At 69.1% G+C, this 11,859-nt stretch carries 12 protein-coding genes; 11 read left to right on the top strand and 1 reads right to left on the bottom strand.

Features of this window, described 5'->3' with window-relative positions; genetic code table 11:
- Positions 1-163: 163 nt before the first annotated feature.
- Both O9280_RS07640 and O9280_RS07635 read left to right on the top strand, forming a co-directional pair.
- Positions 164-400: a hypothetical protein gene (locus O9280_RS07640; RefSeq protein WP_298340832.1), complete on the top strand. Its 237-nt coding sequence runs from the start codon at positions 164-166 to the stop codon at positions 398-400.
- 114 nt (positions 401-514) lie between these two features.
- A complete protein-coding gene (locus tag O9280_RS07635; RefSeq protein WP_298340830.1) occupies positions 515-850 on the top strand; it encodes a hypothetical protein in 336 nt (111 codons plus the stop codon).
- Here O9280_RS07635 and O9280_RS07630 read toward each other — a convergent pair.
- Positions 767-2,101 (bottom strand): FAD-dependent oxidoreductase, encoded by a 1,335-nt coding sequence (locus tag O9280_RS07630; protein ID WP_298340828.1) that lies wholly within the window; start codon positions 2,099-2,101, stop codon positions 767-769. The two genes, O9280_RS07635 and O9280_RS07630, sit on opposite strands and share 84 nt — an antisense overlap.
- Positions 2,102-2,325: 224 nt before the next feature.
- Between O9280_RS07630 and O9280_RS07625 the strand changes: the two genes are divergently transcribed.
- The 9 genes from O9280_RS07625 (at position 2,326) to O9280_RS07585 (ending at position 11,742) form a co-directional block, all read left to right on the top strand.
- The gene (locus O9280_RS07625; RefSeq protein ID WP_298340826.1) at positions 2,326-3,519 is read left to right on the top strand and encodes an aromatic ring-hydroxylating dioxygenase subunit alpha; all 1,194 of its coding nucleotides are present in this window, start codon (positions 2,326-2,328) and stop codon (positions 3,517-3,519) included.
- Between the two features lie 5 nt (positions 3,520-3,524).
- The gene (locus O9280_RS07620) at positions 3,525-4,424 is read left to right on the top strand and encodes an alpha/beta hydrolase (protein WP_298340824.1); all 900 of its coding nucleotides are present in this window, start codon (positions 3,525-3,527) and stop codon (positions 4,422-4,424) included.
- A 4-nt stretch (positions 4,425-4,428) separates the two neighbouring features.
- A complete protein-coding gene (locus tag O9280_RS07615; protein WP_298340822.1) occupies positions 4,429-5,127 on the top strand; it encodes a TetR family transcriptional regulator in 699 nt (232 codons plus the stop codon).
- On the top strand, positions 5,124-6,380 hold the full coding sequence (locus O9280_RS07610; protein ID WP_298340820.1) for an MFS transporter: 1,257 nt from the start codon (positions 5,124-5,126) through the stop codon (positions 6,378-6,380). Before O9280_RS07615 ends, O9280_RS07610 begins: the two co-directional genes overlap by 4 nt.
- The gene (locus tag O9280_RS07605; RefSeq protein WP_298340818.1) at positions 6,377-6,865 is read left to right on the top strand and encodes a DUF2147 domain-containing protein; all 489 of its coding nucleotides are present in this window, start codon (positions 6,377-6,379) and stop codon (positions 6,863-6,865) included. The genes O9280_RS07610 and O9280_RS07605 overlap by 4 nt, the downstream gene beginning before the upstream one ends.
- Before the next feature lie 31 nt (positions 6,866-6,896).
- The gene (locus O9280_RS07600; RefSeq protein WP_298340816.1) at positions 6,897-8,399 is read left to right on the top strand and encodes an alginate export family protein; all 1,503 of its coding nucleotides are present in this window, start codon (positions 6,897-6,899) and stop codon (positions 8,397-8,399) included.
- A 35-nt stretch (positions 8,400-8,434) separates the two neighbouring features.
- On the top strand, positions 8,435-9,526 hold the full coding sequence (aguA, locus tag O9280_RS07595; RefSeq protein WP_298340814.1) for an agmatine deiminase: 1,092 nt from the start codon (positions 8,435-8,437) through the stop codon (positions 9,524-9,526).
- Positions 9,523-10,851 carry an amidase family protein gene (locus tag O9280_RS07590; protein WP_298340812.1) on the top strand — a complete coding sequence of 443 codons (1,329 nt, stop codon included), beginning with the start codon at positions 9,523-9,525 and terminating at the stop codon, positions 10,849-10,851. Before aguA ends, O9280_RS07590 begins: the two co-directional genes overlap by 4 nt.
- Positions 10,852-10,926: 75 nt before the next feature.
- Positions 10,927-11,742: an agmatinase gene (locus tag O9280_RS07585; protein WP_298340810.1), complete on the top strand. Its 816-nt coding sequence runs from the start codon at positions 10,927-10,929 to the stop codon at positions 11,740-11,742.
- The last annotated feature ends 117 nt before the right edge of the window (positions 11,743-11,859 follow it).

Raw genomic sequence — 11,859 nt, 5'->3', positions numbered from 1 at the left:
TCCAGGCCGCCAAGCGCCGAGCGCGCGGCTTCGCCAGCTTCGACACGATCAGGACCGTCGTCTTCCTGATCGCAGGCAAGCTCGACTTCGCAGCGGTCAACCCTCATGCCCGGTAACCCACACGAAATTCAGAAGAGCCTGACTAATGGAGGAGCCCCAAGAGTTGAACGATCCCATCGGCGCTGCTTGGCTGATTCAACGCTATGCACTCCAGCTGGTCATGCCGCCGGCCGTCGCAAGTCGCATCGGCGGACGAAGAGCGACCCATGCCGGCCGGCCGACGACCGTGGAGACCTATGTCGAGTCCATGCGTCCGGCCCAGACGCTGCGCGGTAACCTGACGTTCCACCTCAATCACGAGGCCCCGCACTTCGAGTTGCTTTCCAGGCTCTTCGCATGATGCGACGCCGGCGAGATCGCCGCCTGCCTGTACGAGTTCTTCACCGGACACGCGTTGCCTGTGCCGTCTGGCAAAGGCGGCGGGTACCCCGATGCGATCAACGCACAGGATTTGGTGGCCGCGAGTCCTGAGCGGGCCGAACTGAACAAGCGGTGGCGCATCCGCGACAACATGCCGGGCACGCGGGCCTGCTGCCCGATGATCGTCAAGGCGCAGGTGGGCGCCACTGCGTTCGGGCTCGACGTGCGAGCCCTCATCCACGACCTCGAGGTCGAGTTCGGCGAAGAGCTTCTTCTGCGTTACGCCGACTGGATGACCTTGCGCGAAAGCCGCGCCAGCTTCGAGATCGAAGGTGAGGCGGACACCCTAGCCGATCCTGCTCAGGGCTTCCCGGGCGGCGGCCTGTCCCGCCAGCAGGGCGCCTTCGATCTGCCCGGGCATGTGCACTGAGGTCTCCGCGCCGGCCCAGAAGATGCGGCCTTCGTGGCCGCGCAGGTATGCACCAACCTGTGACCAGACGCCTGGCGGCGGGGCGGCGACGCAACCACGGCTGTAGGGCTCGAGGAGCCAGTAGTGATCTTCGTAGGCCAGCGGCTGCAGCGCGCGCGGCCCGAAAAACCTGGCCATCCGCCGGCAGATGAGCTCCTTGCGGGTGGCGGAGTCTTGCGACGACAGGCGCACCGATTCGGACGCGCTGAAGAATCCAGTCATCACGCCCCGCGTCTTCGAGGTCGACCCGTCGAAGGCGATGAGACCTGGACCGATCACGCTTCCGGAGTAGCCAGCGTCGCGCCAGAACGGCGCGTCGTACACGATCTGGAACTTGAGGTCGCTCGACGTGAGATACCGACGTTGCAGGATCGTGCGTCCGGCAGACAGGTCGGGTTCGAAACGAATGTGGTCCGCGACCGCGGGAGGCAGCGCCACCACGACCGCGCCCGCCGACCAGGTCGTTCCGTCTGCGGCGGCGACTTCGACGCCAGCGGCTGTCTGCGCGACACGGGTGACCGGACGGCCCATCAGCAAGTGGGGCGACAGCGAGTCCGCCATCCGTTCCGCGAGCAGGGATGCGCCTTCCGGGAAGACTTCGCTGTCGTGCTGCTCCGCGCCTAGACCCATCAGGGACAGGAAGCCGCCGTTGGCCTTGGCGTAGAAGAGGGCGTGCAGCATCGACACCTGGTCCGGGACGCCAATGAAGCCCTCGCATACGGCGTGGACCAGTGGCCGGGCCTTTTCAGGCATTCGCGCTTCACAGTACGAGGCCACCGTCATCGTGTCGAGCCGTCGCGCCTCGTCGGAGGCCCCCGGAGCATGCACGTCGATCGTTTCGGCCAATTCATCAAGCTCCGAGACGACCAGCCCGAGGGCGCTGCGGTCGAACGGAGGCTGGTCCGATATGTTGGCCGGCTCCGCGCTCCCGTTCGGAAGGTCGTAGTGGAGGTCGACACCGCCGCGGGGCCGATCCTGCGTGGCCACGCCAAAGGTGCGCGCCAGTTCCTTGACCTGCATCTGTCCGGGGCCGACCCACTGCGCCCCGAGCTCGACGATGGTGCCGCCCACGGAACGCGACATGACGCGTCCTCCCACGCGGTCCCGCGCTTCGAGCGCAAGCACCCGGGCGCCCTCTTCGACGGCCCGACGTGCGGCGGCCAGGCCCGAGAAGCCGCATCCGATGACGATGACATCCAGCCTACTGCTCACCACGCTCACCTCTCGAAGTTTGATTCCGATTCCAAGTCGCCCAGGCTTCACGTACGAGGACTGCCGGTCGACGACCGCGGGAAGACCCTAGGTTTTTTTATGCAGATGCTCAATAATAAACGAACTGTACCACCGAGCCCCTTCTCCTCGCAAGTTGCCATCGGACTTCCGCAGTGTCGAGTCGCCATCCCCCCTTCTCGCCCGTTCCAGACCCGTCGGAGTGCGTGACGCCTCCGCTCACATGCGAGGAACTGCATCGCATCGCCGAGCCGATCGAGGAGGCGCGCACGCTGCCCCCGCGTGCCTTCACCGACGAGATCTTCTTCGAGGCGGAGCGCCGTCGGGTGTTCGGAGCGGGGTGGATGGCGCTCGCGTTCGCCGCCGACACCCCACAGCCCGGCGATGCGATGCCGATCGACGCGCTGGGCACGCCTTTACTCGTCGTACGGCAACTTGACGGAAGCATCGCGGTGCTCCACAACCTCTCGCCTTACGACGCTTGTCCGGTTCTGATCGATCCCGTCCGCGGCGCAGCTGAGCTCGTGTCGGCGTACCACGGCTGGCGCTTCGAGCTGAGCGGCCGTCTGCTTGCAGCACCGTTCTGGAACGGCCGCCCCGATGCCACTGCCCGCGATGTCGCGCTGGGCCGCAAAAACCTGGTCCGGATCCGCAGCGCCGTCTGGTGCGGCGTCGTCTTCGTCGACCTCGGCGGCAACGCACCACCCTTCGACATCTACATCCGGCCGCTCCGCCAGCGCGTGCCGGATCTCGCGGAGGACGCCCTGGCGGCTGCAACGGGGCCGATGGAGTCCGTCGATACCGCCGCCAACTGGAAGACCCTGTTCGAGAACACGTGCATCAACGTCTACCACGAGGGCTTCGTCCACCGCCTCTACAAGGCCGCGGCCGATGTGCCCCGCGTGGATGCCCAGGGACACAAGACCTTCGAGGAGATCTGCGACGACGGGCTGTACGGACTGGGCTTCGGGGCCGAGGCGGCCTTGGCGGCCTACGGCGACTCGGGTCTGCCCTTGCTGCCGTGGCGCAATGCATCGGGCCGCCAGGGCTGCCTGATCGTCTCCCTCTACCCGAGCCTGCACTTCACGGTGATGCGCGACCACATCGTGGTCACCATCGCACTGCCGCTCGGGCCGCACGCCACCCGCAGCCGCACCTGGACGCTGTTCGCCGAGGCCGCTTGCAGCGACGAGTACGAGATGCCGCGCCTGCTCGTCACGCAAGCCATGGTCGCCGCGGGAAGCGAGGACGCGCGCATCTGCGAGGCGATCCAGTCCGCCCGGCGCTCGCTGCTGGCCGAGCCGAGCCCCTACTGCCCCTTCTGGGATCGCATGCACCACGACTTCACGCAACGCGTGGCGCAGGCTTACGCACGTGCCCTTCGCCACCAGGACGCTTGACTCACATGGCAACGACCGTACAGACCGAACGAGGCCGGTTCTGCTATGCTTGGCACGGTCCGCGCGACCGGCCCCCCATCGTCGCCATCGGCGGGCTGACCGACCAGCTCGACCACTGGCCCGAGGCGTGGGCCCCGGCCTTCGCGGCGCAGGGTCATCCGCTGCTGGTCTTCGACGCCCGCGACACCGGGCTCAGCGACCACCTCGATCATCTGAGCCTGCCCAGTGCCAAGGAACTGGCCCTGATTGCGCTGGGCCTGCCCTCGAAGCACAAGGCGCTGTACACCGTCGGTGACATGGCCGAGGACGTCCGCGCCATCACGCACAGCCTGGGGGTGCCGAGCTTCCACGTCATCGGCTACTCGATGGGCGGACAAGTCGCGCAGGCCCTCGCGCTGGCCCACCCGCAAGCCGTCCTGTCGAAGACGCTCCTCTTCAGCACGAGCGGCGTCGAGTCCTTGCCGCTGCCGCCGCCCAGTCTCTTTGCCGCGCTGCTCGGGTGCTGCAGCCGGGCCGCGGACGAGGCCAGGGCCGTGGGCGATCTCCTGAAGCTGCTGCGACTGACACGCAGCCCGGTGTTCGGCCAACCCGAGAACGAGCTCGAGCAGGCGGCTCAGGCATCGGTCCGGCGCGCCTACCGGCCAGAGGGTGTCGCGCGCCACCTGCATGCCGTCCTCACGTCGGAACCCGTTGCGCCACGCCTGGGGGCCATCGGGTGTCCCACTCTCGTACTGCAGGGCGGCGCGGATCCCTTCTTCTCTGCAGCGCACGGTGCAGACCTGGCCCGCCGGATCCCAGGCGCACGGCTCGAGTCGATCCCTGACGCCGGCCATGCCCTGGAACCCGCCATCGCTCAGGCACTGGCCGACGCCGTGCTGCGGAACGTCTCACTGAAGCCGAGGTGACCGAATGCCCAAGATCGTCGATCACGACGAGGTCCGCCTCAAGCTGGCGGCTGCAACCCAGAGAGTCATCGCGCGGGTCGGCGCGCATGGCGCCACTTTGCGCGCCGTGGCCAAGGAGGCCGGCGTCAGCCCCGCCTTGCCCATGCACTACTTCGACAGCGTCGAGGAGATCGTGGCCTTCGCGTTCACCACCGGGGCGAACGAAGAGGTCGCCGCGCTGCACGCCTTGGTGACTCAGGGCGGACGGGACGCGGCAGCGCGACTGTCCGCCTTGATCCACCACCTGGTGGGCGACGGCTCCAAGGCACAGAACGAGCAGATGCTCCAGCTGCTCCACTTCATGGCGTACAGCCACGAGCGCGCCGATCTGTCGGCCTTGCACGCGCAGTGGTACGAGCGCTGCCTCGACCTGATCGCGCCGCTGATCGCCGAGCACTTGGCCGAGAGACCCAGGACCCAGTCCGAGCCGCTGGCGAGTCCCCGCGTAGAGGCCTCGATCCTGCTGGCCATGAGCGACGGTTGCGGCCTGCAGCGCCTGTCCTCCGAGCGCAACGCGCAGGCGAGACAGCGAGCGTGCGCAGACCTCCTCCGGCAGCGATATGGCCTCACGAGCGCCGACGCCGCCGACCCGGGCACCGCTTCCCGGAGCTCGGCGACACGTCGACCGTCGGCCAAGGCTCGCGCGCCTCGGAAGCCGTCGTGACGTTGCCAGCCGCCCCCTCGGAGATTGGCGCCACGACCGTGTCGGGCAGCCAGCGGGTGCTCGGCGGACCGGGCGTCGTGTTCGTCGTGCTTCTGGTCGGCATCGCGATGGGCCAGCTCGGCGGCATCCTGGCGCCGGCGCTCGTCGACGAATGGCGCGCGACGAAGGCGGCGGGGGGCGTCGGCATGAGCGAAGCCCATGCCGGCTTGACGACGAGCCTGGAGATACTCTGCGTGGCACTGGGCGCAGGCGTCTTCTCGATCCAGCCCCTGAGGCTGGGGAAGCGACTGCTGACCGCGTTGGCCGCAACATCGGCCGGCTTGTACGCACTGGCCGCTTCCGCCGCCACCCCTGAAGCGATCATTCCACTGCGTGCCACGGCCGGACTGCTCTCCGGGCTGGTGCTCGGGCGAATCTCCACCCTGCTGCCCTTGGCGCTGGAACCGCAGCGAATGGCCGGCGCGTTGACCATCGGCGTGACGCTGATCGGTGTGCCAGTGTTTCTGCTGTCGCAGTGGGTGCTGGGTGAGTTCGGCCCCGGTGCAGTCGCCTTGGTGCATGCGGCAACGCTGGCGTGCATGACAGCGGCCCTGGCGCTCTTGCCGCTCCCCGAACCGGCGGCGGTCGTGGTCAGGAGCTGGGGCCTGCGCAAGCCGCCGGTCATCGAGCTGCGGATCATCACGGCGCTGTTCGCGGTCGGCCTTGCCGACTCGATGCTCTACCCCTTCCTCAGTCTCTACGGACAGCCGCTGGGTGTGACGGGGCAGAGCCTTCTGCAGTTGCTGCTGCTGTCCGCACTGGTGACTCCGTTGGGCGCCGCGGCGTGCTATCTGGTCAGGCGACCCGAGGCCACGCTGAAAGCGGCCCGGCTGCTGATCGCGGTCAAGGCGGCGGGTTGTGCGGCGTATGTGCTCGCACCGAACGGCACGGTCCTGGGCACGCTCTTCGTGGTGCAGGGGCTGTGCTTCTTCGCCATCGTTCCAAAGCTGCAGTCTCTGCTGGCGCGGCTCGACAGCACGGGTGAGCCGGTCGCCCTGTCCACCGCCGCGCTGCTCGCAGCCCAGGGCACGGGCCCGCTGGTGACGACCGCACTGCTGGCCACGACTACTCAGTCAGCGGCGCTGTTCAGCGGAGCCCTCGCTGCCGGACTGCTGGGCCTCGCGGCCGCCCTTGTGCTGCCCCGCTTCCGCCGCGGGCCTTTCGTCGCTGCCGCGCGCGCTCGCCCAGACCACATCCGAGGAGACGGCCCTTGAAACCCCACCTCCAATTCAGCGCCTACGCGTTGCTCTCCCTGGCCCTCCTCAGCGGATCCTCCGTCGCTCAATCGGCGCCGGGCCTGCTGGGCCTGTGGCTCAGCCAGGACGGAAGGGACGTCACCGAGATCCTTCCCTGCGGCACCACGCTCTGCGGGCGCCTCGTGCAGGCGCAGGGACTCAGGCCCGACGATCGAGACACGAGGAACCCGAATCCGACACTGCGGAGCGCGCCCCTGTGCAACCAGGTCTACATGGGAGGGTTCAAGCGCGAGTCGGATGCACGCTGGGTGAGCGGCTGGGTCTACGACTCGCGCGACGGCGGCTCCTACACGAACGTGTCGCTTGAGTCCAAGGGTGAGCTGCTGGAACTCACGGTGCGGGTGGGCTTCATCCGCCACACCGAGCGTATGACACGCCTGGACCCCGCCAAGGTGACGCGTTGCGGCACCGCCGACAACCCCGTTCGTCCGCTCGGACTCTGAGTGCGCCGCGCGCCGGCTAGGAGCCTCCCCCATGACGACCGCGATCCACGGACAACCCGCCACGGCCGCGCACCGGGCGACCTGCCGATGGCTCGTCGCCGCGGTGTTTCCCCTGGCCCTGCTGGCGGACCGGGCGCACGCCCAGTCGGCCATGGGCTTCAAGCCGGAGTTCTGGTGGGGCGCCGCAGTACTGGACGTGCGCGACGCGAACTTCGGTGCCGGCGCACCCGACTACCGGGCCCCGAGCCGCGTGATCGGCCCGCACACCTCGTGGACGGAGCTTGCGGTCCGGCCGGGGTTCCAGCTCTCCGCAGCGTCGGGCGCGGGGGTTGTCGAGGCCAAACTGACGGCCGTGGGTGCAGCCACCCGGGGCTCGGGCGACGCCCAGGTGTACTCGTTCGCCGCAGGACGACCGTCCAAGATCGCCGTCGAGGAAGCGTACCTGCGCTGGCGCTCGGGCGGCACCTTCGCGAGCCTGGGCAACAACGCCCTCGAGGTCACCGCGGGTCCGCAGGAGTTCACCGTCGGCGATTCCCTGCTGGTCGGCCAGGGGACGGTGAACGCGGGCCGCAAGGCGGCCAGCTGGCTGGTCCCGCGCGTCGCCTTCGCCGGTCCAGTAACACTGCGCATCAACACCGCACCGGTGCGGATCGACGTCTTCGCGCTCGGCAACCGCTCGAGCCAGAAGGACGTCGCCGGCCTGGATCTGCCGCGGACCCGCTTCCGCGGCATCAACGTCGAGTGGTTCGACGGCGGCGACAACGCACGGTTCAAGTACGAAGAGCGCATGCAGTACGTCGGCCTTCTGCACATGCAGGTGCACAAGGCCGAGGAGGCGGGTCTGTACCCTGGCGACCCCAACACCCTGGGCGCCCATCGCTCCGGGCTGCGCGTCACCTCGCTGCGCGCGGGCATGTTCGAAGCCCCGGGCCTGCCATCGCTGAGCGTGTTCGCCGAACTGGCCCGGCAGAGCAACGGCACGGCCGGGCGTCGCGTCGATGCACGCGCCTACAACGCCGAGATCGGCTGGGCGTTCGACGATTGGCCCTGGAAGCCACGGTTGCTGGCGCGCGCGGCACGCTACTCAGGCGACGCCGACCCGACCGACGACATCGACCGGTCGTGGGATCCGATGTTCCTCGGCAGTAACGCCGGGCGGAACTACGGCGCGACGGTGCACGGCGAGATCGTCGGCCAAGGCATTGCCTTCAACAGCAATCTCCGCGTGCGCTCCGTCGGCGCGCAGCTGCAGCCCCTCAGCGGGCTGAGGGTCTACCTCCTGCACTACCGCTTCCAGTGGGACCAGCCCGCGCAGTTCGGGAGTACGGAGCGGGCCCTGGCTTCCGAGACCAATCTCCTGGCCGAGTGGCAGCCGCGCAGCGGCACGATCGTCTATGCAGGCCTTGCCACCGCCAGGCCCAGCGCGGGCGCCGCGGCGTTCTTCGCGGCCTTCGGCGACGCCGTGCAGGCGCCACTGGGGCCGGCCGATCGACGCATCCGCCGCGCCCATCTGGGCATCACCCAGCAGTTCTGACGCGTTACCCAATCCCCTGCCACGCGAGTGCCACGATGCCGAAGACACTCGACTCCGCACCAGCCGACGACGGCTTTTCGATGCCCGGCGAGTTCGAACGTCACCGACGCTGCTGGCTGGTCTGGCCCGAGCGCACGGAGTACTTCCGTCAGGGTGCAAAGCCTGCGCAGCGCGCCTTGGTGCGGATCGCGACCGCAATCGCGCAAGGCGAGCCGGTCGCGGTGTGCGTGTCGGCGCGCCAGTTCGACAACGCCGTGCGGATGCTGCCCCCGCAGGTCCGGGTGATCGAGCTCTCCACGGACGACATGTGGATCCGCGACTGCGGTCCGTGCTTCGTGCGCCACCCGCGCGGAGAGGTGCGGGTGGTGGACTTCGCGTTCAACGGCTGGGCCGGTCTGGCCCATGGGTTGCCGGTCGCCTACCAGCTGGACGACCTCGTCCCGCGGAAGATCGCGCAGCTGGAGGGGATGGACCGCTACGTCTGCGATCTGGTCGCCGAGGGCGGCAACCTTTGCAGCGACGGTCAGGGCACGCTCATCGTGACGGCCGAGAACCTGCTGGATCCGGCGCGCAACACCGCGGATCGTTCGCGACAGGAGATCGAGTCGGTGCTTTGCAGCCACCTGGGCGCGCGCAAGGTCATCTGGCTTGAGCGCGGTCTTCGACACGACGTCACGCTCGGCCACTGCGACAACCTGGCCTGCTTCGTGCGGCCCGGGGTGGTCGTCCAGACCTGGGTCGACGACCCAGCCGACCCCCAGTTCGATGTCTGCCGCGAGGTCCACGAGGTGCTGGCCCGTGCCACCGACGCGCGGGGCCGCGCGCTGGAGGTGCACCGCCTGCATCAACCCGAACCGATGTTCGTGCAGGCGGAGGATCTGGACGGGCTCGACGCCGGCCCCTGGCTCGACGGGCGGCGCGTCGGCGACCCGATTGCCGCCTCGTACGTGAACTTCTACATTGCCAACCGGGCCATCGTGATGCCCGGCTACGGCACGCGCGACGAGTCTGCGCGCGCCACGCTCCAGGGGCTCTTTCCCGAGCGGCCGGTCCTGGTCGTGCCGGCGCGCGAGATCCTGCTGGGCGGCGGCTCGATCCACTGCATCACGCAGCAGCAGCCCGAGTGAGTGCGGCCGCAGGCTCGTCCGACGACGCCCGGTCGCGTTCGACGCGCGCCGTCGTGGCGGCGATCGATCGGATCGGGCGCGATGCTGCGCGGGCCTTCGTCTACCTGGAGCCCGCCGCTGCACGCGCCCAGGCCGTCCACATCGACGATGCGGCCCCGCTGGCCGGTTGCGTGCTCGGCGTCAAGGACAACATCCACGTCGCGGGCATGCCGTGCACATCGGGCACTCCGGCGCTGAGGCGGTTCATCCCGCCGCGGGATGCCAGCGTCGTGGCCCGCCTGAGATCCGCCGGTGCCGTGGTGTTGGGCAAGACCCAGATGCACGAGCTGGCCTATGGCGTGACCGGGATCCACCCCGTCTGGGGGACTCCGCGCAACTCGGCGGATGCGGCCCTGGTGCCGGGCGGCAGCAGCAGCGGCAGCGCGGTCGCCGTGGCGCTGGGCCTGTGCGACGCTGCGCTGGGCACCGATGCCGGCGGCTCGCTCGCCATTCCCGCGGCCTTCAATGGCATCTGCAGCCTTCGGCCTACACAATGGCGTTACCCGCAGGACGGACAACTGCCGATGGCGCCGAGCCGCGACACGATCGGGCCGATGGCCCGATCGCTCGCGATGGTCGCCCGCCTGGACGCCATCATCACCGCCGAGACCGCGCTTCCGTGGCCCGCTCGACCGCGGGTGGGCGTGGATCCGCAGGGCATCTCGGCCAGCGATGCACCCGAGGTCCGGCATCGCTTGCAGCAATGGCGGCAGCACGCTGAGGCAACAGGGGTCGAGGTCGTCAGCGTCGATCTCGACTTCGCCCTGCAGGCCGCCGAGCGGCACTCCTACGCGCACTGCGCCTACGAGAACTACTTCTGCCTCCTGGAGTACCTCGATCGCTACGCGATCGATCTCAGCGTCGAGCAGCTCGCGGAGCAGATCGCCTCTCCCGACGTCAGGCAGGCCTTCGCGGACACGGTTCTGCGTGGCGGTGAGCGCGCGCCCAGCGAGGCGGCATACCTGCAGCACATGCGGCAACGGCGGCGCTGCATGCAACGCATGCGCGCGCTGCTGGCCGAGCGCGGGCTGCAGGCCCTGGCCTACCCGACGACGGCGGGCTTCGCCCCCCGCATCGATGCGCTCGACGCCGCGCCTGAAGCCGCTGACCAGGTCGTTCGGCGGGTCTACCGCAACGCGGACGCCATCAGCCACCTGTCGATGCCGGTGGTCACCCTGCCCCTGCGGCCTTCGTCGGCCGGCCTGCCGATCAGCCTGAGCCTCGCCGGCCCCTGGGGCGAGGACCGACAGCTGCTGGCGCTCGCGCTGCGGCTGCAGCCGGCCTAGGGGGTCGACGCGCGAGCACCGCCTGCACCCGACCAGCCCGCCCTTCTTCTCGGCCGCCATCGACCAGGCCCTTCCATGACCACGAAGAATCAGCCCCTGTCCGGCAACGAGATGCCTCGCTTCGGCGGCATCGCGACCATGATGCGCCTGCCTGCGGCGACCTCGCCCCTCGGACTGGATGCGGCCTTCATCGGCATTCCGTTCGATGCCGGAACCTCGCATCGCAGCGGCACGCGCTTCGGCCCACGCCAGATCAGGGCCGAGTCCGCCCTGCTCCGGCCCTACAACATGGCCACCGGCGCAGCACCCTTCGACAGCCTGCAGGTCGCCGACCTCGGCGACGTCGCGATCAACACCTACTCCATCGCAAGGTCGATGGACATCGTGAGCGCGTTCTACGCCGACGTATTCACCGCCGGCTGCAGGCCCCTCACCCTGGGCGGCGACCACACCATCGCGCTGCCGATCCTGCGAGCGGCGGCACGGCACCACGGCCCGCTGGCCCTGGTGCACGTCGACGCGCACGCCGACGTCAACGACACCATGTTCGGCGAGACGCTCGCCCATGGCACGCCCTTTCGGCGCGCGGTGGAGGAGGGTCTGCTGCAGGGCACGAAGGTGTTCCAGATCGGACTGCGTGGCACCGGCTACGCGGCCGACGACTTCGACTGGCCCCGGTCGCAGGGCTTCACGATCATTCCGGCGCACGAGATCTGGTACCGCTCCCTGGAGCCGCTGATGCAGCGCGTCAGGGACGTGATCGGCGATACGCCTTGCTACCTGAGTTTCGACATCGACGGCATCGACCCGGCGTTTGCAGGCGGCACCGGCACGCCGGAGATCGGGGGCCTCAGCGTGCCGCAGGCCCTAGCCTGGATCTTTCGCGAGTGACGTACTGGATGATTCCGACAAGGGGCTGAGGCACGGATCGTGGCCCTGAGTGGCGCGGCGGGGGCCATTCGGCACGGTTGAGTGCTGGATGCGCGGCCGGCGGGCGTGTTTACCCCT

The organism is Silanimonas sp., from assembly GCF_027531545.1.
Taxonomy (GTDB): domain Bacteria; phylum Pseudomonadota; class Gammaproteobacteria; order Xanthomonadales; family Xanthomonadaceae; genus Silanimonas.
Note: the sequence above shows the minus strand (reverse complement) of the source record. Positions and strands in the feature narration are given on the sequence as shown.

Bases quoted from the DNA above. Each gene is read 5' to 3' on its own strand.
- O9280_RS07620 (WP_298340824.1), top strand. From the start codon at position 3,525: ATGGCAACGACCGTACAGACCGAACGAGGCCGGTTCTGCTATGCTTGG.
- O9280_RS07615 (WP_298340822.1), top strand. From the start codon at position 4,429: ATGCCCAAGATCGTCGATCACGACGAGGTCCGCCTCAAGCTGGCGGCT.
- O9280_RS07600 (WP_298340816.1), top strand. From the start codon at position 6,897: ATGACGACCGCGATCCACGGACAACCCGCCACGGCCGCGCACCGGGCG.
- aguA (WP_298340814.1), top strand. From the start codon at position 8,435: ATGCCGAAGACACTCGACTCCGCACCAGCCGACGACGGCTTTTCGATG.
- O9280_RS07585 (WP_298340810.1), top strand. From the start codon at position 10,927: ATGACCACGAAGAATCAGCCCCTGTCCGGCAACGAGATGCCTCGCTTC.